Origin of the sequence: Rhodococcus sp. NPDC019647, from assembly GCF_044389235.1 — a bacterium.
In the GTDB taxonomy this organism is placed as follows: Bacteria; Actinomycetota; Actinomycetes; order Mycobacteriales; family Mycobacteriaceae; genus Rhodococcus_F; species Rhodococcus_F oxybenzonivorans.
Genome location: NZ_JBIRXS010000002.1, coordinates 1 through 18,882, shown reverse-complemented (window position 1 = coordinate 18,882; position 18,882 = coordinate 1). Strand labels below are relative to the sequence as shown.

The 18,882-nt window shown below is 64.3% G+C and carries 15 protein-coding genes and 1 pseudogene; 10 read left to right on the top strand and 6 right to left on the bottom strand.

The window, feature by feature from the left end; translation table 11 throughout:
• Positions 1-22 precede the first annotated feature (22 nt).
• Positions 23-118, bottom strand: a pseudogene (locus ACH49N_RS04600) (hypothetical protein); the annotation flags it as partial.
• A 651-nt stretch (positions 119-769) separates the two neighbouring features.
• Between ACH49N_RS04600 and ACH49N_RS04595 the strand changes: the two are divergent.
• The 3 genes from ACH49N_RS04595 to ACH49N_RS04585 all read left to right on the top strand — a co-directional run bounded on the left by ACH49N_RS04595 (position 770) and on the right by ACH49N_RS04585 (position 2,740).
• Positions 770-2,269 carry a histone-like nucleoid-structuring protein Lsr2 gene (locus ACH49N_RS04595; RefSeq protein ID WP_397504414.1) on the top strand — a complete coding sequence of 500 codons (1,500 nt, stop codon included), beginning with the start codon at positions 770-772 and terminating at the stop codon, positions 2,267-2,269.
• A 25-nt stretch (positions 2,270-2,294) separates the two neighbouring features.
• Complete coding sequence (locus tag ACH49N_RS04590; RefSeq protein WP_358276077.1) at positions 2,295-2,435, top strand: hypothetical protein; 141 nt, start codon at positions 2,295-2,297, stop codon at positions 2,433-2,435.
• Between the two features lie 65 nt (positions 2,436-2,500).
• Positions 2,501-2,740, top strand: coding sequence for a hypothetical protein (locus ACH49N_RS04585; protein ID WP_358276076.1), 240 nt, complete (start codon positions 2,501-2,503; stop codon positions 2,738-2,740).
• Positions 2,741-3,045: 305 nt separating this feature from the next.
• Here the strand turns inward: ACH49N_RS04585 and ACH49N_RS04580 are convergent, their stop codons facing one another.
• Positions 3,046-3,429 (bottom strand): hypothetical protein, encoded by a 384-nt coding sequence (locus ACH49N_RS04580; protein ID WP_358276074.1) that lies wholly within the window; start codon positions 3,427-3,429, stop codon positions 3,046-3,048.
• Positions 3,430-3,671: 242 nt separating this feature from the next.
• Here ACH49N_RS04580 and ACH49N_RS04575 point away from each other — a divergent pair, with 242 nt between their 5' ends.
• The 4 genes from ACH49N_RS04575 to ACH49N_RS04560 all read left to right on the top strand — a co-directional run bounded on the left by ACH49N_RS04575 (position 3,672) and on the right by ACH49N_RS04560 (position 9,929).
• A complete protein-coding gene (locus ACH49N_RS04575) occupies positions 3,672-4,118 on the top strand; it encodes an antitoxin Xre/MbcA/ParS toxin-binding domain-containing protein (protein WP_358276072.1) in 447 nt (148 codons plus the stop codon).
• Positions 4,119-4,676 (top strand): RES domain-containing protein, encoded by a 558-nt coding sequence (locus tag ACH49N_RS04570; protein WP_358276070.1) that lies wholly within the window; start codon positions 4,119-4,121, stop codon positions 4,674-4,676.
• A gap of 1,428 nt (positions 4,677-6,104) precedes the next feature.
• A complete protein-coding gene (locus tag ACH49N_RS04565) occupies positions 6,105-8,336 on the top strand; it encodes a hypothetical protein (protein WP_358276066.1) in 2,232 nt (743 codons plus the stop codon).
• Between the two features lie 444 nt (positions 8,337-8,780).
• Positions 8,781-9,929, top strand: coding sequence for a hypothetical protein (locus ACH49N_RS04560; protein WP_358276064.1), 1,149 nt, complete (start codon positions 8,781-8,783; stop codon positions 9,927-9,929).
• 164 nt (positions 9,930-10,093) lie between these two features.
• On the opposite strand, the gene ACH49N_RS04555 is transcribed toward ACH49N_RS04560, so the two are convergent.
• Both ACH49N_RS04555 and ACH49N_RS04550 read right to left on the bottom strand, forming a co-directional pair.
• On the bottom strand, positions 10,094-11,359 hold the full coding sequence (locus ACH49N_RS04555) for a DUF2510 domain-containing protein (RefSeq protein WP_397504413.1): 1,266 nt from the start codon (positions 11,357-11,359) through the stop codon (positions 10,094-10,096).
• A 385-nt stretch (positions 11,360-11,744) separates the two neighbouring features.
• Positions 11,745-12,371: a hypothetical protein gene (locus ACH49N_RS04550; RefSeq protein WP_283295005.1), complete on the bottom strand. Its 627-nt coding sequence runs from the start codon at positions 12,369-12,371 to the stop codon at positions 11,745-11,747.
• Between the two features lie 733 nt (positions 12,372-13,104).
• Here ACH49N_RS04550 and ACH49N_RS04545 point away from each other — a divergent pair.
• Positions 13,105-15,399, top strand: a complete 2,295-nt coding sequence (locus ACH49N_RS04545; protein ID WP_358276062.1) for a hypothetical protein — start codon at positions 13,105-13,107, stop codon at positions 15,397-15,399.
• Positions 15,400-15,466: 67 nt separating this feature from the next.
• Here the strand turns inward: ACH49N_RS04545 and ACH49N_RS04540 are convergent, their stop codons facing one another.
• On the bottom strand, positions 15,467-15,850 hold the full coding sequence (locus ACH49N_RS04540) for a hypothetical protein (RefSeq protein ID WP_358276060.1): 384 nt from the start codon (positions 15,848-15,850) through the stop codon (positions 15,467-15,469).
• A gap of 188 nt (positions 15,851-16,038) precedes the next feature.
• On the opposite strand from ACH49N_RS04540, the gene ACH49N_RS04535 reads away from it, so the two are divergent.
• Both ACH49N_RS04535 and ACH49N_RS04530 read left to right on the top strand, forming a co-directional pair.
• A complete protein-coding gene (locus tag ACH49N_RS04535; protein ID WP_358276058.1) occupies positions 16,039-16,977 on the top strand; it encodes a DUF6308 family protein in 939 nt (312 codons plus the stop codon).
• Between the two features lie 19 nt (positions 16,978-16,996).
• A complete protein-coding gene (locus ACH49N_RS04530) occupies positions 16,997-17,377 on the top strand; it encodes a hypothetical protein (protein ID WP_397504412.1) in 381 nt (126 codons plus the stop codon).
• Between the two features lie 68 nt (positions 17,378-17,445).
• Here ACH49N_RS04530 and ACH49N_RS04525 read toward each other — a convergent pair whose 3' ends face one another.
• Positions 17,446-17,958, bottom strand: coding sequence for a hypothetical protein (locus ACH49N_RS04525; protein WP_358276054.1), 513 nt, complete (start codon positions 17,956-17,958; stop codon positions 17,446-17,448).
• Between the last annotated feature and the right edge of the window lie 924 nt (positions 17,959-18,882).

Sequence of the window (18,882 nt, the reverse complement as noted above, 5' to 3'; positions counted from 1 at the left end):
AAGTGGTGCAGGTGACTTCGTCGCATATTTGGGAACGCGGACGGTGAGTTCTTCGCCGGACCGGTCGGCGCCGGGGTAGTTCGAAGGATTCTGCGGTGTCGCTGTCTTCGACGTCCACGGCGGGGCCGGGTTAGTAGTCGATGCTGTGCCACAGATGCATCGGGTGACCGGGGTGGGGAGAAATTCGGGTTCGCGCGTACCGGCCGCCGATCCCGAGCAGGGGGCACGACCCGGCCGATCTGCCAGATCACGGTGGCGTTGGAAATGCGTGGTCAACGTCTGTGATCTCGTCGAGGGTGTCGATGAACCTGCGGGGCGGCTGTGATCGTGTCGCCGGTCGTCGGTGATCATGACGGCGGGGGTGTGGCCGGCGCGCGCCTGCGCCGGTATCGCTGCGACCCGAGTCCGGGAGACCCTGCACCGCCAGAAATTGCGGCACAGTCGTGTGTGAGTAGATGGTGGGCCGTAAGGTGCACGCCTGCTCGCCGCCCGAACACAGGCATCGTCAAAGCCGCCACACTAAATCCTCAGCCGCCGAGACAATTCGGGTATTTGCGTTGGGGATCAGCCCCTGCCATGGCGAGCCACGCTCGTCCTGCATGAAGCTCGGTGCGATGTGAGTGTGAGCCCCCAGAGGGTCGTGGTGGTTCGCCCACATTTCAATGTCTTGAGACAATTTAGATTAAGTTCGGGTGAGCTTCCTCATTACCGAGACGGACCTGCCGTTACTGTGTGCGGTCGACGATTGCCGAGGTAGAAGGAGAGCACGATGGCGGTATCACCGAGGAATTTCGAAGGTTCGGCGAAGCGGACGATCAAAGAGATCCGTGAGTGGGCGATCGGAGAGGGTCGTGAAGTGTCGCCGCGCGGTCGGATTTCGGCCGAGATCGAACAAGCTTTCCATGACGCTCAGGCACAAACGGCGCCAGCGAGGAAGGTAGCCGCGAAATCGTCGGCCGCGAAGAAGACGGTCGCGAAGAAGGCGGCGGCGAAGAAGGCGGCGGCGAAGACGACGGCCTCGAAGAAGGAGGTCGCCACGAAGGCGCCGGTGAAGAGCGCTGCGGCGGTCGGCAAGGCTCCGGAGAAGGCGACGACCAAAGAGATCCGTGAGTGGGCGATCGGAGAGGGTCGTGAAGTGTCGCCGCGCGGTCGGATTTCGGCCGAGATCGAGCAGGCTTTCCATGACGCTCAGGCCAAAACGGCGCCAGCGACGAAGGTAACCGCGAAATCGTCGGCTGCGAAGAAGTCGGCTGCGAAGAAGACGGACGGGAAGGAGACGGCTGCGAAGAAGACGGACGGGAAGGAGACGGCTGCGAAGAAGACGGACGGGAAGAAGACGGACGGGAAGAAGGCGGCCGCAAAGAAGACACCGGCGGCGAAGAAGTTGGTGGCTGGGAAGAAGGCTCCGGCGAAGACAACAGCGCCGAAGACGACGGCCGCGGAGAAGATAGTCGGCACGAAGGCGCCGGTGAAGAGCGCTGCGGCGGTCGGCAAGGCTCCGGAGAAGGCGACGACCAAAGAGATTCGCGAGTGGGCGATCGGAGAGGGCCGTGAAGTGTCGCCGCGCGGTCGTATTTCGGCCGAGATCGAGCAAGCCTTCCATGACGCTCACGCAAGGGAGGTTCCGGAAGAAGCGGTGCCGGCGACGAAGACGCCTGTGAAGACGACGGCCGCGAAGAAGGCAGTCGCCATGAAGGCACGGGCGGCGAAGAAGAAGGCTCCGGCGAAGACAACAGCGCCGAAGACGACGGCCGCGGAGAAGATAGTCGCCAAGAAGGCGCCGGCGAAGAGCCCGGTGGCGGTCGGCAAGGCTCCGGCGGAGACGACGACCAAGGAGATCCGTGAGTGGGCGATCGGGGAGGGCCGTGAAGTGTCGCCGCGCGGTCGTATTTCGGCCGAGATCGAGGAAGCCTTCCATGACGCTCAGGCTAAGGAGGTTCCGGCAGAGGCGGTGCCGGCGACGAAGGCGCCTGTGAAGAAGGCTGTCGCGGGGAAGGTCCCGGCGGAGACGTCGGTGGCGAAAGGGGCAGGGGCGAAGTCGGCGGCTGCGGAATCTGCTGTGGAGTCGGCTGCGGATGCGACGGCCGTGAAGAAAGCTCCGGTGACGGATGCGGAGGCGGGCACCGCTCCGGCGAAGGCGACGACCAAGGAGATTCGCGAGTGGGCAATCAGGGAGGGCCGTAAAGTGTCCCTCCGCGGTCGGATTTCGGCCGCGATTGTCCGAGCATTCCAGGACGCTGCAGCAAAGTTGCCGCTCCCGCTCGGTTGAAACGGGTGGGGGTCCGCTATCGGGCGTGACCGACCGACTCCTGTTGCCGCGGCATGCCGTCACGGGTGATCCGATGTTCGGCACCGCGGGGAGCACCATCAAGGAGCCTGCTGAGTTGCTCGAACGCCACGTCCCTCCCCGTGACCAGGATGCTGCGCTGCACTGAGGGTGCCTCTCGTGTGTGTCGAGCGGCGCGCTCCGATGACCGCCCGCTCAGGCCAGGATGAGGCCGTGGGCGATCGAACCGCAGCAGACCTTGACGCGTGTTGTTCCCGGCGGCATGCGCACCTCGATCGCTCGTACGGCTGGGTCATGCGGCATGCCTCGGGACCCGACGAGTCTGCGCGGTCGATCGAGGAACGCACTGCCAGAACGGATCCCGGCGAGGCGGCACGGGTGATTCTGCGGCGTGTCGAGCGGGGCAAGGCACGGGTGTTGGTTGGCCCGGATGCTCGGGGGTTGATGTGGTGACCAGTTTGCTCGGGCCTGCGTATCAACGTTGTTGCCGGCGCGAAAGCGCCTGCAGAAATGAGGTGTTTACCTACAACCGCGGGGACTGTTCGCCGGTGAATCTGTTCGCGCCCGGGAGGCGGATACGACCCTGGCGGCTACCTGTGCGGCTCTATCTGGTCATCGCTCTTGCTCTCGTTGGCGCGGCGAGGGTTGGCGCACAGTGTTTCTCGTGGCCCACCGAGGATGGCTGCTTGCACGCACCTGAGCAGGCCCTGTGTCAACGAACAGGGAGGTGTTCCATCAGTTGTGCCAGGGTGCCCTCGTCACGGGCGGGGGAGGATGTCCATCCACACGCGCAGTGGTGGCCGTCCGGTGACGGGTACGTCGACGAATACGAGGGAGCGCTGCGGCGAGGTCCAGTCGCGCATGTCGAGTGTCGAGCAGCCGGGGGTCGGTTCGAAGCCGCTGGTGCACAGCACGCTCACCCCGGGCTCGACGGGAGTCAGAACGCGGGTTCCCGGGACGTCGGGGTTCCAGAAGCCGGGGTCCTGCGGACCGAGCACGTCGTTGACGAACACGAGGGAGCCGCGTGGAATCGGTGGGGCGGCGGGGTCGGCACCGGCGGAGGCTGAGCCGATCAGAACCGTTGCAGCAGCCGAAGCGAGGGCGGCGCCGGTACGCCGCCCGGAGGGGATCGGCGGGGCCATGTCGGACTCCTTTGGTCAGGGAACGTGCGGAAAGCGTGTCCTCACGTTAGTCGTTGTCCCACGTCGAGCGGCCGCTTCGGGTGACTGATCGGGAATCGAGGATTCTGGCGTAATCAGGAGCAGGTCAGGCGGTTCGCACTAACCCATTCAATGGTGGTCCTTCGGTGTGCTCCGGCCCGGCTCAGAGTCACGGCCGCGAAGACCGGATATTGCCCAACACAAATGTTGGGTAGGATGGGTGTATGGCGACGGTCGAGGCACGAGACGAGGCAGTGACGGCGGCTGCGGCGAAGAAGGCCGCGGGGCGTGCGGCGCGGGCGAGCGGTCACGGGGGCAGGTCGCCGCGGGTGGCCGCCGATGATCCGTTGTCGGCGGAGCGGGTGCGGTACCTGACCGGCGCGTTCGGTGGAGCGCAGCTGGCGGCGATCGTCGGGGTGAACCGGTCGCAGCCCTCGCGGTGGATCAAGGGTGTGGAGCGGCCGGGCCCGGCCGCGGCGCCGTTGTTGATCGACCTCGAGCACGTGTTGGCGCGTGCCCGCCTGGTCTGGGGGGAGACGGCCGCCCACACGTGGCTCGAGAGCGCGAACGCGTATCTCGATGGGGCGCGTCCGCTCGATGTGCTGCAGCTGTCCGGGCCTGCTCCGGTGCTCGAAGCGTTGGATGCGCAGGCGTGGGGCGGGGCCGCCTGAGTGCTGGTCTACCGCATCTTCCCGTACCTGTCCGCGGCGGCACAGGGGCAGCCGGGGCACCCCATGTATGAGCACCGGCCGCAGCGCGGCGGCCGGATCGATCACCCGGATTATCACGTCTGGTACCTCTCCCGGCTGGCGGAGGCGGCCTGCGGGGAAAGCTTCGGAAACCTCGCCCGCTGGGAGGCGTCGATGCTGGAGTTCCCGCTACTCCCTGGTTCGCGGCGCGCTCTGGGGGTGTTCGAGTTGCCCGATGATCTGCGGGTCCTCGATCTGGATGATCCGGCCCAGTTGGTGCGGTTGGGGTTGCGCCCGACCCAGGTGGTGACCCGGAATCTGACGGTGACCCAGGGGTGGGGGCATCGGATCTGGTCGGAGACCGAACCCCACACGGGGGATCGGGCGTGGCAGGCGGTGTCGTGGTGGTCGTATCACCGCCCGCAGTGGTCGGTGCTGGCCTCCTGGCTGCGCACAGAGTTGGTGCGGGTCGAACCCCTGGACCTGGAGCATCCAGCAATCCTCGACTCGGCGAAAGCCCTGCAGCGCATCCTGATGTGACGGGTGCCGGGACCGTCGCCTCGCGCGTGAACCGGAGCGAGGTGCACCCGGCGGTGGGCGGTGTCGGCCACCGCGGCCAGGCGGCGCGCTTCTTCCGTTTCGGAATCGGGTGCGCGAGCGGGACGACGATCGCGCCGACGACGAGTCCGACGAGTGCGGACACCACGGACGAGTGAGGTCGATCCTCAGCGTCGCACGGAAGCGGCGGAAGGTGGGGGAGTTGATCGGGTTGCCGATCGGGACCCGCCTGAACTACCGGTATCCGGTGCTCCAGTTCGGCCGCGCATGGCACCAGACTTGGGAACTGGTGAAGTACGCGAACCGGCGGCTCGCGGTGCACAGACCTGTAGGGGCGTCGTGGTGGCTGACGGGTACGGACATTCTCGATGGTCGCAGCCCGCTCGAGGATCTCGAGGCCGGTGAGCTGACTGAGATCGCGGGCGATAACGTCCTCGTCATGGCCCGCCGGGGTGCGTGTGAGCGAGTGCGAACCTCTCACGGCGCACCCGTGCACACCGAGATCGTCGCGGCTGGCACCGAGTTGTGGCGGATCCACCGCGCGGGCAGCCCGTTCTCGCCGAACAGTGTTCCGCTCGACTGCCATCGACCATCGACCCCCCGCACGATGCGGGGTGCCGCGGCAGGGCCGAGTTCGACCCGTCCACGGCAACCGCATCTGCTCCGGTGGATCACACCTCGGCGGCTACCTGTTAGGTCGGGTTATCGGTGGGTGCTGTGGTCGCCCGAGGGGATTCTGCGTGGCACTGACAACCGCGAGACCGCGCTGCTCTCCGACACAGCGCTTACCGAAGTGTCGCTCACCCGGAGGATCACGGGTGCGGATGTCACGATCGCGGTCCTCGACACCAGACCGGGCTGGCGGCGATCAACCAGGACGGCTCGCTCACCGGATGCACATGGCGCGACTACCGCGACTCCCGCATCACCTACACGAACATCCTGCTCGTCACCCCAAACCGCCTCAGGGGTGTGGTATCGGTGCCGACACAGGCAGGACGAACGCGCCGTCCTGCTGGTCGAGCGGGGCACACCACCGGAGATCACCATCGACGCCACAGGGACTCTCGCCGACCGGGGATGGGCATGGACCTCGTGTCATCGAGTCCCTCCTCGACGACTTCGGTCTCGTCGTGGACGTTCCGTAACCCTGCACGCCATGAGGCATCATCTGTTGGGAGCGTGAGGCCATCCTGAAACGCGTCGAGAGCGCGCTGAGTCTTCACTCTGGTTTGGAGGAGCTAGCAAATGGACCTATGGCCACTACTTACTGACGATGGATTGACTGGAGTGCACTCAGTCGAGCGACAACTTCGCCCGCGCACGGTCGGTGTCGCGGTCCGTTCGGGCTCTGTCGCAGACGCAACCGAGGTGGTCACGGCTCTCTGCACTGACTGGGCGGGTGGCGCCATGCCGCTCATCCCCGTGACCCCGGGGGCGCCTTCGATGGACGAGCGGATGGAGCGCGTCCTGCTGGCCAGCAATATTGATGGAATCAAGGGCAGAGGGGTGCTCCCGGAAGACGTCGTGGATAGATTGTCGGATAGGTACGCAACGAGGACGCAGTGGTTGCTCCGTCAGCTTGTCGAGGCAGGCGATCGACCCCGGGTGCAGACCTGTCGCGGAGTGTCATCCGACAATCCTTGGTATATAGGATATCTCGCTGTCTTTGGGGATCTTCCCGATGGCCCGAACCGGGAAAGTAACAGATGGAATGATCTCAGAGGTGACTTGACGTTCGCTGACGTCGTAGACGTGGAAACGGTGGATGGGGATCCGTCTGCGGCGGACCTGGTTGCTCGAATCGGCGAGTTCGATCGTGCCACCGCCGTGAGCTCGACCCGTACGCGTCTCGCTACCGGTATGAGCGGAGGATACAACCAGGGATTGCCGAGTAGCTCGCGCTTCTCGTGGGGGCAACGGGACGTGTCCGCGAAGTACGGGCCTAATATCCTAGTGGCGTATGAACCGGGAAGTGTTGAAGACTTGGCGCTTATCTGGAATCTTCGAGCGCGGTTCGCCCATCCCAATAAATTCCCTCTTGCGGTGCCGATTACGGGATCGATCGAGCAGGACCTCGAGTTCTTTGCGCAAGAGAGTTCAGCGCACCACTTCTTCGGACTCGGCCACGATCTGGCGCTGACGTCGTGCTCGGTATCGCGAGACAGGCTGAACACGCTAGCCGCCGCGACTGATCTGAACGTTGTCGATCCGTGGGAGCTTCTAGGTGAAATCCCCGGCTACTGTGTGTCTTCAGCGGAAGTCGTTCAATTCTCCGAAGGAGAGGCTACGGTCGCGGCGTTCTCCCCCAACGAGATAAAGGAACTCGGTCACGAGTACCTCGGGAGCAGTCACGCCACCTGGCTCACTCTCACAACCACGGTAAAGAACTCCAGGCTTCCGGCGAGCCCGGCTATGCGCCGCGCCCGGGGACAGCGACCAGGGTATCTTCATGGGAAGGTCTCACACGTAGGCAAGCTCGACGAGTTCGTGACACTTCAGCATCCGACCGGACTCGAAGTTCTGCGGGCACTCGCAACTGATCGATCGTTGCAGGCACGGACAAGCACCCCGGGTAAGGCTGCTGAGCACCTGATCAGAGCAGCTGGTGGTGAATTGTCGATGTTTACATCTGCCGGCGTGACCAGGCTCCTGACCGAACTGACGCGGCGTGGTCACGCCAGCCTCGTGAAACGTCGCCTCGACCAGTATCTGGCAGGAAGTGATGCGATTCCCGGTGACGCCAGATACGACGAGCTCAGTGCGAAACTGGACCAGGCTCTGGGAGTACCCGACCTCGATGAGGTCGGGTACATGAACTTCAACCGATTGAAGCAGCTTCTCGACCTGAGCCAGAACGAAGCGACCAGATGGATCGATTGGGCAGTACGGCAACGAGTCTTACTGCGCGGTGTCGAAGCCAAGTGTCCCCACTGTGCGCACAGGCAGTGGCGCACTCTTGCGGATGCAATACCTGAGTTGGTCTGTCATGGTTGCGGACTCACGATCGACAACCCATTCGGGCCGCACAAGATCGACTATCAGTATCGAGCCAGTGAAGCGCTCCTGCGAGCAATGGGCCACGATGTCTTGTCGGCCATCCTTGCCATCAGACACATCAGCCGTATCTTTGGGCGTCGTGACGGCGCGGTATTTGGTGCGTACCCCGGCGTCGAGTTGCTCGAACTCGGATCCAAGACCGTCTCCGCTGAGATCGACGTCCTCGTAGTACTTGGGAACGGCCAATGGCTCATCGGCGAGTGCAAGACAAATGCTCGCGGTCTCAACGAGAATGAACTATCAAAACTGTGGACAGCCGCAGATAGGGTGAATGCGCCAGCGACCTTCACTGCCACATTGGATCGCTCGACCAACTGTTCCAATCTATGGAAGATTACGGAGGACCCCAATGGTCGACCACACTTCGCTCTGACCGCCGAGCATCTCTATGACCTGCAAGCGATGGGCCCGACATACGACGAGGAGTTCTTCGCGTGGCGCGACGACTGGGTCCGAAGGCCCGCCAGAGTAACGGCAAAGACGGAGGATGGGGTGGGTAAGGAGTTTGGTTCCTTCCTGCTCCGGAAAGCCGAAGACCTACGGAAGCGAATGCGCGCGCCCTGGGACGAAGTCACCGAGTAGGCCGAGCAGTCGGACGGCAAGGCGTGCTGAATGCCATCAAGAGCGAAGTCTTGCCCGACACCGGTGTCGGTAGTTCCTGGGTGTTGCTGCGGTCGCGACGTTGACCGGTACTAGGTCGCCTGTATATGGGTGCGGCACCGAGGCGGATGTGCCTTCGTTAGTCGTGCGTCGGTGTAGGTATGTCATTTTCTATATCCCCACCGAGCGTCCGGTGTCTACCTGCACGGCCGTGGGCGGCTAGGTTGTTTGTTCGTGCCTCGGCGACTGACGGATGTGGAAGCGACAGAGCGGATGCGTGCTGCAGGTGCTGAGCCGCTGGATCCGTATCCGGGCGCGGGGCGCCCGTGGCGCTGCATGTGTGCGCGTTGCGGTCGCACCATCGCCCCCAGTGTCCATAGCCTGACGAAAGGCAACGGTCCGTGTGCCTACTGCTCAGGGAAGGCCGTGGACCCCGTCACTGCTGTCGAGGTGATGCGAGCGGCGGGCCTGGAGCCGTTGGTTCCGTACCCAGGGAGTAAGAACACGTGGCTATGCCGTTGCAGGCGCTGCGGTAACGACATCGCGCCTCGCTACAACAACGTCCAGCAAAGCCAAACTGGATGTAAGTACTGTTCGGGGCACATCATCGACGAACTGGCGGCCGAGTCGCTGCTGCGCCAGCACGGTCTCGAACCACTCGAGCGTTATCCCGGTGTCCAGGTTCCGTGGCGCTGTCTCTGTCTGCGGTGTGGACGCGAGACCACCAAGCGGTGGAATGACGTCAAGAACGGGGTACCGGGCTGCAAGTTTTGTGCGAGACGGGCGGTCACCGAGGTGGATGTCGTCGCGGCGATGCACGCGGTCGGCCTCGAGCCTTTGGATCCGTATCCGGGAAGCAACAGGCCGTGGCGGTGTCGGTGTCTGACCTGTGACTCGCTCGTCAGTCCCCGCTACAACACGGTCAAGAATGACGATGGTGGATGTCGGGTCTGCGCGGCCCGCAAACGCGGACTGGGCCGGCGTCGGGATGCCGACGAATGTGCCGAACTGATGCGAGAGCTCGGACTCGAACCTCTGGTCCCGTATCCCGGCAGTAACAGCAAGTGGCACGCCAGGCATCGGGTGTGCGGACTGGATGTCAATCCGACTTTCCACCAGGTGATGTCGATGGGTGCAATTTGTCCGCACTGTGCGGTCAGCGGTTTCAAGCCGGCGCTGCCCGCCGAGGTGTACCTGATCACCGACACGCTCCGTGCCGTGCACAAGATCGGAATCGGAGGCCTTCACTCCAACAGGGTCAAGCTGTGGACCAAGAAGGGCTGGAGTGTGTATCGCACGAAACGCTTCACCGTCGGGGCGGACGCCTACGAAGTAGAACAACGAATCCTGCGATGGCTCCGGGTAGACCTCGCCCTACCACCATATTTGGCCGAGGAGGACGGTTGGACTGAGACCGTGTTCGCCGAAGCCCTCAGCCTCCCCGACCTCTGGTCGACCATCGAACGGATCGCGGCAGAGGTCCTCAGGTCGGGTACGACGGAGCCTCGAGCGGATGCGATCTCCTTTCACAATCACGAGGAAGCCCGCGCAGGCATTCACCCGATGATCCGGTGACCCGGGGGACAGGGCTCACGTGCAGCGAGAACGGAAGCTGTGGGAACACGGGCACCGGTCCTCGGCGGAGTAGACCGTCGCTCCGGCAGCGTTTGCTGTCCGGGGACGTGCCGTCAACACAGATCGCAGCACCTTCCTACAATCACCCGAGCCGCTGGTCGGTTTCACCAACTGCTGCTGGTGAGGCGGCCGTCCGCGTGGTCGACGGTCGCGGTGATCATGGTGTCGAGCCGCTCGTGAGGATGATTGGCGGTCAGTCCGGGAACTACCGGGTCCGACATGACCTCGAGCAGCACCGCGTAGGAGCCGTTGGACCAGCTCGTCCTCGAGACACCGAGTTCGGTGTTGATGATTTTCGCCCCACCGCGATTGGCGTCGAACGGAACCCGCGTACCACCCTCGATCAGGAACGTCTGATCGGCGCTGGTGGCAAAGTCGGCGTCCTCCCGAGCTGCCTGCGGGCTGTTGTGCAGATCGACCTCGACGACGACGCTGCCGTCGGAGTTGCCGCAGGAGTAGGTGGCGAGGATGTCGCCATGTGCGGACGTCGCGGGGGAGCCGGGGGCCTGCCCGGTCCGGTCGCTGAATCCGCCCGCAGTCAGGACGTCGGAGTCGAGCAGGGCGCAGGGATCGTGAGCGGGAACCGTGGCCGCCGGCGGGGCGGGCACCGGCGGTGCCTCGTCGGGGAAGCGGGCACCGCCCGGGCATCCGAGGGTTGTGTATTCGTGGGCTGACTTCGTCGTCTCGGTACCGGGTGGCCCCGCGAGCGGTTGACCACCGTGTGCGATCCAGCAGGGCCGGCCGCCGCCGTAGATGCTCTCGTCGAACTCCGGCGTCCACTCCACCGTGGTCAGTGCGTAGTCCGCCTCGTTGGCGTAGCCGTAGCAGTAGGCGGCCTTCGTGGTGTGAAGGTAGTGCTGCACGCACTGTCTCTGGAGTTCTTCGACCTGGTGCGGATCCTCGGTGCCCGCGACGAAGCGCACGTTCGACTGTCCTCCCTCGTCGTCCTTTGCCACCCCGTGAGCGCGCACCATCGACTCGGAGAAGGTGAGCGGTGCAGGCTCGGCAGCAGAGGTGGACTCCGCGGCCGGCGTGGTCGCCTGGGCCGGCGTGGTTGCCTCGGTCGGTGCGGGTTCTGGTGCCGCCGAGGATGCAGTGCGCTGGGGTTCGGAGCTCGAGTCTTTGATCGCGTTGCCCACTGCGCCGATCGCGAGGAGGACCGCCACGATTGTCAGGCCAGTCCACCAGCGGAGGTTCGTGCGCTTCTGCTCGGGTGTCCACCCCTTTGTCGTCGTCGGTGGTGTTGACGGCTGGGAGGGTGGGGTGGACGTTGCTTGGGTCGGGTACGCAACCTGTTGCCACGCCTGCCCGTCCCAATACCTGAAGGAGTTCGAGCCGTCAGGATTCGGGTACCACCCCGGAGTTGTCATGGGAATGAGATAGCACACTCTGTTCTCTGCGGTGGACCGTTCCGGTGCTGTGTCGGTTCGGATGGGATCGGTGAAATTCGGGGAGTCAGGGAAGGTCGTTGTCTTCCAACCCCGAGCCACTCCCTTGAATGGCGTTGAGGCCATCGAGGCGCTGGACGCGGGTCAAGGGGAGGGATTCCAGGTCCACCTTCGACCGGGGGATGACCCGTACTTCTACCCGACGATGCCACGCCAGATGGATAATTCGGCGGCGCCCAGACGGAATGGACAATCGCCGAGTGGAGTCTTCCCGGCATCACTCAGCCAGGCACCGACGACGGCGACGTCGCGTAGTGGTCGGACGGACCCGGGACGTCGAGCATGACGGCGGCCCGGGCCCGAGGGACTAGAAGTCGAACGCATCCTCCTGCAACTCGAGGACAGTGAAAAGACCTGTCAGAGTGTTGTATTGAGTCGCGAACTCTTGGCGGAGAGACGGGAAGTTCAGCCGAATCTGGGGATGGCCGCCGTCTGATCGCTGCGGGGCCGTCGGGAGCTGACTTGCGTAGCGGAAGGACATCCCCTTCTCGTCGACTTCCGCCACGGCCTCAATGTGCTGTCGAATTTCAGGATCCAACGGATCGAGGTCGAGTGCCGTGAGGTGTGCGTCCAACTCGATTACAAGGGCCGTCAGGTTGTGGCTGATCTCGTGGCGCAGTCGCTTGTTGAGCATTTCCAGGTCCAGCGGGTGAGCAGTATCGACGTGACCTGCCTTCCGGCGGAGGCGGCAGGCATAGCGGATGAGACCTTTGAGGGATAGCTCGAGTGCGTGGCGCCGATGGTTCAGCCACGGAATCAACATCGTGTCGTCGAACGGCTGACCACGAAATGAGTCGGCAAGCCGGTTGGCAGCTTCGTCATAGAACATCGCGACCTCGGCATCGTCTCTCGTGCGGGGAAGCATGATGACGTCGCGAAGCCGTTCTCCCGGGTGCTCATCCCAGAGTTTGGCGCCCATGCTGTCGTCGCTCATGGAAACTCCTACATTGTGCGTACACGCTCACTCGGTGCGCGGCCCGGCAGGAGCCGAACTGCGCAACGTTACTGGATGGTGCAGCGTGCGGCCAACTGTATGGCAGGCGATGAAGGGAGCAGCAGGGTCCGGATCGCCGCTCCAGCAGGAGCCGCAGGGCGCAGCCCAGTTCGACCAGCTGCTGCAACCCCTATGTACCGGCTCGAAGTGGGCTCGATGATGACCGGGAAGTCGACGACGAGGCTTCCCGCGGCGCATCGCTGCGATATATGCGGAGGGTTACCGGAACGCAGTATGTGGGTCGTGCCCGGTCACGGCCTGGCCGAGATCCAGGTGCTCGGCCACATAGTCGGATGGGAACGACGGCGCCGTCGCTGGGGACCCTGGTGACGATCTTCGGTCGTTGTGGAGCCCATCCGCTGCTCCCGGCGCGCAGCCGCCGGTCGTTATGTCGGGTGGTGACGAGGTCGCCTGCAGAGGCGACGAATGCGCCGGTCAAGTTGATCTCTTTCTCGGTGTCAACGCGTCACCGTCGACACCGCCCATGCCGTCATCACCCCGGGGGCCACACGCGAGACCTCTGCGTCGCACTGGCCCGCGGTCGCGAGTGCAACATCGCCCACGTGTCACCGATCGACCCGACGAGCTCAACATCCGACGGCCTCGGGCAACGCAGCGACACTCGCTCGAACTTCGGCGCGGAAGCCTGCCGGTTCTGGTTAGATCGGCTTCGATGACCGAGCCCGACTACGAACTCCACAAGCTCGGCTGGCGCGCCTTCCAGGACCTATGCGGTGTTGTTCTTCAAGAAGTCCTGGGGCAAACCTTCACCACGTTCGCGGACACGAACGATGCCGGTCAGGACGGGGCATTTCATGGGCACTGGGCTGTACCCGGTGATGCCCCTGTCGCGGAGTTCGAGGGCATTGTCTCCACAGCGATGCCGGTCGTCGTGCAGTGCAAGTTCAGCGTCGACCCTTCCGGCACGCTGGCACCGTCGGACCTTGACGCCGAACTCGCCAAGATCGACGACTTGCACGCACGCGGGCTGTGCGACGGCTACATGGTGCTGACGAACCTGCGGGTCACCGGCCGAACCCGGGCTTGGTTCGTCGAGGAAGTGCGCAAGCGTGGGGTGACAGCCGCATCAATTCTTCCCGGTCCCTGGATCTGCACCCAGATCGAGAAGAACTGGAACCTGCGTCGCTACGTACCGCGCGTTTACGGGCTCGGCGACCTCACCAGCATCCTGGACGAGCGCAGGATGCGCCAAGCCCGCGCGCTCCTGACGAGCCTGACACGCGAGTTGGAGACGTTCGTCCCCACCAGTGCCTACCGGAACGCAAGTGACGCGATTACCAATCACGGGTTCGTCTTGCTCTTGGGCGAACCTGCGAGCGGAAAATCGACCATCGCGGCGATGCTGTGCATGACCGCTCTCGACAACTGGCAGTGCGACGTGATGCGCGTAGACGGTCCAGAGGAACTGCTCGCGCACTGGAATCCGGACGACCCGCGGCAGATGTTCTGGATCGACGATGCGTTCGGCAGCATCCGGCATGAACCGCACCTGACCGACGCCTGGGTGCGACGGATGCAGCAAGTCATGGCCGCAGTCAGCCATGGAGCTCGGGTGCTGATGACCAGTCGGGACTATATCTACCGCGAAGCTCACCCGAGGATGAAGGAGTACGCCTTCCCTCGACTGCGCGAGCAGCAAGTCGTCATCGACATCACGAAGCTGAGTGCATCTGAGAAGGAGCAGATGCTCTACAACCACCTCAAGGCCGGCGATCAGCCGGCCGCAGTGCTGGACGGATGGCGGCAACACCTACGTGCCGTGGCGGCCGTCGCCCGATTCCAACCCGAGGTAGCACGTCGACTGTCACTCCAGGACTTCGTGCCGGCCGCTGGGCTGCGCGGCGAATCGCAGCTAGTCGCGTACTTCGAGCATCCGAACGAGTTTCTCGTCGACGTGCTGGATGGTCTGGAGCCCGCACAGCGCGCGGCTCTCGCAGCGGTCTACCTCTCGGGCGGCGAACTCCTGGCGCCGTTCGCGCCCGACAGCCGACTATCGTCCGCGGTGATTGCCCTGGGCGCGACGGTCGCTGAGACCAGTCGCGCCTTCGCCGCTATCGAAGGAACATTCTTGTCCCAGGTCCTCAGGGCCGACGGGAACACGGTCTGGCGCTTCCACCACCCGACGATCCGAGAAGGGTTCGCCGCTTCCGTCGCTCGTGACATCTCCACGCTGTCGGTCTATCTGGAAGGGATGACGCCTGACGAGCTTGTCTCCGAACTCGATTGCGGTGGGCCGAACCAGCGCGGAACGTTGGTTCGGGTTCCGCCCGCCATGTATCCGCTGATCGTCCCACGTGTGCCCGTGCCCGACCGGGGGGAATGGTCAGGGCGCCGTCGCGCATGGTTCCTGCGAACCCGGTGCTCCGACAAGTTCTTGCGTATGTGGGCCGAAGCTCACAAGGATGCGTTACCAGGCATGGCGGACTTCGGGATGATGGTGGACGCGATGGGGGAGCCCGGCGTTCTCAGCAGGCTCAACGAGGCAGGGGCCCTGCCGACGGACATCCGCCGGAGAGCCGTCGAGCGAATCGTCGAGTACAGCATCGACGACCTCGACCCCGCTTGGGCTGACTCGGACCTTGACGGTCTGTTCACGGTAGAAGAGCGCGCCGACCTACTCCGACGAGTCGAGCAGGAAGTGCTTCCAAACCTGGAGCAGCGCATCGACGACCATGTGGACTCATTCGTCAGCGACATGAGCAAGGACGAGCTTTACCAGACACCCCGCGATTACGTCGCAGCCATTCGGAGCGCATTCCCGGAGCATCAGGATGTCCTCGAACGCTGCGGCAGAGTAGACGCGCACATCGACGACCGGGCGTACAACGACGAGGATGAAGCCGAGCCGCCGGCCGAGAGGTCAGGGCTAGCAGCCCCTGCTCGACCAGCTTCGGCCGAAATCGCCAGCGCGCGCGATCCGTTCGAGGACGTCGCAGCCGGCCACTGACCTCCGAGACGTCCACCGGAAGCTGCTCGAGCGCTGACCAGGTGCTTCCGAAGGTCGGACCACAGGCTTACCCTGACGTCGAGTGGATAATCCATGGGCACAAGACCATCGAGGGCTCCGTTGCCCACGAGTTCTTCCCATAGACGGCGTACACGGATACCCCGATCGGCAGGAGTGCGATCGCCACGAGCAGGACCATGAGTGTGGGGGCGTCCTCGAGCGCGGCGGTGGCCAGTGCTGCCACGACTGCTGCGGCGAGGAGCATTGTCAGCGCCAGGGCCTCCCACCAGCGCTCCTGGTGCGGGCGCCGGAAGTTGCCGAGCTGCAGACGCACCGCGGCCCGGACCCGGGGTCCGGGCGGCGGGTTCGCAGTCCTCCAGCGGTCGATGCCGTCGAAGAATCGTGTGGTGGTGCACTCGCCGCCGGGCCATCTTTTGTGCGCATCGATCACCGCGCGTTCCTATCACTGAACTGGGCGGATGACATGTCCCTGTGATGTCCGAAGGACCCACGCCCCAACGCGATACTGTCCGCACCACGTCCAGTCAGCTCAGGTGATGGGGGAGATGCCGTGATGGGAATGCCGCAAATGCGCCGCCGCTCGGGCAGATCCTGTCCGCCGATGAGGTCGCCCCGTTCGTGGCCCGGGTCGCGTACCCCACCGGCCCGGTGGTGCTGGTGGACGAGGAACTCGCTCTGGCCTTCCCGGTACGGGCATACGGTGAGTGGCGGGGTGTGCTGGGTCTGCCGGATCTGGTGGTGAAGGCGCGCACGCTTTCGCCGGTGACTGTCTGCGGCCGCGCCGCGGCCGACACCGCCCGTGATTCCGGGTGCGGCGCGTTGCGACCACCCGGCTCGGTTCTCGGTCGCCGCCGCCTGAGGGGTGGCAGGGTGCGGGGTATGACTTTGCGGCTGCCGACCACCTTCGCGACCGACTCGAATGCTGCGGCGGTCGCGGCCCTGACGGGGTATTACGGCCGCCCGGACCTGGGCGACGTCGCCTACGTCGGGGCGAACTTCGACTCTTGGTCCAGCACCGGTAATCGGGCAGGGGAGGCGGACCGGTTCACCGCGGACGACCTGGTTGCGGCGGGTGTTCCTGTCCGTGCAGATTCCGCCGACGGCGGCGCGGGCAATCCTGCACACCGATGCGGAGGCGTTGGACGCCCTTCTGACGGCGATAGGCCCGGACCGGGACCTGGTTTCGACGAACCGGACCCGCTCGCCCCGGGATGGCCCGCCTGGGACGTGGAAACGGCCCTGTGGGTGCTGCCGGGGATCGGACGAACGAAGGCAACGAAGCTGATTGCCCGTAAACGCCCCCGGCTGTACCCGATCTGGGACTCGGTGGTCAGTCAGGTCCTGGGCACCGAGCGAGCACATCTGAACCCGGTCCGGGAGGCCCTTCGCGCCGACGACGGAGCGTTGCATCGCCGGTTGCTGTCGATCCGGAAGGAGGCCGGCCTCCCCGAAGGGATCTCCGCCCTGCGCGTCTTCGATGTCATTGCGTGGATGGACGGCAAGAACCGCGGCCTGGGCGATGGCTCTGACCTGGGAAGATGGCACGTCCCGGGGTGAATCGGCATCGGCACGTCCGATGATGGATCGTGTGGACGAGGCGACACCCGCGGGATCGGGAAAAGGGCTGGGGATTTCGCTGGGCATCATCGCGGGTCTGCTGGCGGGGTTCTTCTGTTATGTGCCGGCGGTGATGGTGTGGCAGCACTTTTTCGATGTTCCGCGACCGAGGGTGTATCCGCACGGCTCGTTCACCTCGTTCGGGCCGGATCCGCCGCCGGCCTCGTGTTGGGTGAGCTGGGCGGCACCGGCCTTGCTGGTTGTGGTGTTCGGGTTGGTGACGCTTCCGTGGCGTTCTGTTCGGCAGTTCGCCATTCCGTTTGTGCTGGCGTTTATGCCGATCGCCGCGCTGGCGGCGTGGTTCGTCATCGGGATGGACCTGTTCTTCACCCCGGACTGAGCTGGTGCTTGATGCTGGGGCAGCGGTGTTAGCGCGTCGCAGGGCTGTTGATCCGGGCCGGGTTGACGTCAGAGCGGTCTCGGTTCAGGGGTGCCACCTGTGTCCTGCCTGTCCGTGCCGGTCCCACCGTTGGTGGGAGGAGAGCTGTACAGACGGTAGGTGGCACCGTTCTTGAGTTCGTGAGGGGAGAAGGACTGAGGCGCGAAGTTGGTTACGTTGGTGGGGTTGGTCACGGTGATGTTGTAGCTTCGCTGGTTCGCGGGGATGTCGTCGAAGTGCGCGGTGTAGGTGCATAGGCCCGTGCCGTCGGGATTCTGATCGATGGAGCCGACTTCCATTGGCGCTTCTGCGAATGCGGAACCTGTGTCTCCGAGGATGACCACCTTGTCGTTCGGGGAGACTCGATTCTCTCCGATAGTGCATTCGCCGGATTCGGCCGATGCAAGGTTGGCTTCGCCGGTGACGGTTACCGTGGCGGCGAAGGTTTCCGGCACGTCGGTTGTGGTCGAGCAGTTCGTCAGGATCAGCGTTTCCACAGATGCCGCTGCTATGGTCGCGAGCTGTCCCATTCTCTGCCTCATTCAGCCACGGTAAGCCAGTACCAGTCGTCGCCGCGGTTGGTCTCCCGAACAGCGAGTGCAACGCAATCTGGGAGCGGATGGACAAGGTGTATCTGCCTACGGCGGAGGAGTTGATGCGCCTGCTGGCGGAGTCGTTGGGTTACACGGTGACGAAGGCGGCGGTGCGGTCGTGACGGTGGAAGCAATAATCCTCCGGGATCCCGACGGGCCGACCAGCGCGTGGTACTCATCGATGGTAAGCCCGTCGAGGTGGTGGAGAGCTGTATCGATGCCGGTGCGGGTTGGGATTGGGATGACTGGACCGAGCACCGTGATCTGATCCTCGGGCGTGCGTCTCCTGCGGCGCGTGAGTTGCTGCTCACTCTGCTCGATGGTCCGCCCGGCGGAGTGTGTGTGGGGGCGCCGGCGAGGTGTGGGGGTGGTTGTCGGGGGAGGGGTGCGTGTCGCCGGGTGCCGGTTTTGCCCGGTTTTCTCCACTGTTTGAATCATGTTGGTAAACAGTAAAATTGGCTAATCGCTTTATATAGCGGTGTTTACATCTATTATGCACGTCGCATCTCGGCTTGTGATCGAAAAATGTTCTTGTGCAACGCAGTTAACACTCGATGTCTTTATAGGTGGATTGTGTTGCATCTTCAGCGGGTGTATGCTTGGGGTATGACGATGGGCGACTCGGTGAGGCGAGACCGCATCGGTGCGGGTGCACCTTCCCTGCTTCCTCAGCCTCGTTGGGCAGTTGGGAACCGGATCGAACGTGTCGACGAAAAGCGCAGGTGGGAACCTAATCTGCGAAACTAAGAGGAGCGAAGCGACTCGATCGACGGCAACGGGAATCGACCCACTGCGAGCCGCGCAGCGGCTCCCTGCGGGGAGCGGAGCGACCCGGTCCGTCTCCCGGAGCGAAGCGACGGGAGCAGCGCCGCG

Coding starts and splice junctions, on each gene's coding strand:
- ACH49N_RS04595 (WP_397504414.1), top strand. CDS start 770: ATGGCGGTATCACCGAGGAATTTCGAAGGTTCGGCGAAGCGGACGATC.
- ACH49N_RS04580 (WP_358276074.1), bottom strand. CDS start 3,429: ATGGCCCCGCCGATCCCCTCCGGGCGGCGTACCGGCGCCGCCCTCGCT.
- ACH49N_RS04575 (WP_358276072.1), top strand. CDS start 3,672: ATGGCGACGGTCGAGGCACGAGACGAGGCAGTGACGGCGGCTGCGGCG.
- ACH49N_RS04565 (WP_358276066.1), top strand. CDS start 6,105: ATGCCGCTCATCCCCGTGACCCCGGGGGCGCCTTCGATGGACGAGCGG.
- ACH49N_RS04555 (WP_397504413.1), bottom strand. CDS start 11,359: ATGACAACTCCGGGGTGGTACCCGAATCCTGACGGCTCGAACTCCTTC.
- ACH49N_RS04550 (WP_283295005.1), bottom strand. CDS start 12,371: ATGAGCGACGACAGCATGGGCGCCAAACTCTGGGATGAGCACCCGGGA.
- ACH49N_RS04545 (WP_358276062.1), top strand. CDS start 13,105: ATGACCGAGCCCGACTACGAACTCCACAAGCTCGGCTGGCGCGCCTTC.
- ACH49N_RS04530 (WP_397504412.1), top strand. CDS start 16,997: ATGATGGATCGTGTGGACGAGGCGACACCCGCGGGATCGGGAAAAGGG.
- ACH49N_RS04525 (WP_358276054.1), bottom strand. CDS start 17,958: ATGAGGCAGAGAATGGGACAGCTCGCGACCATAGCAGCGGCATCTGTG.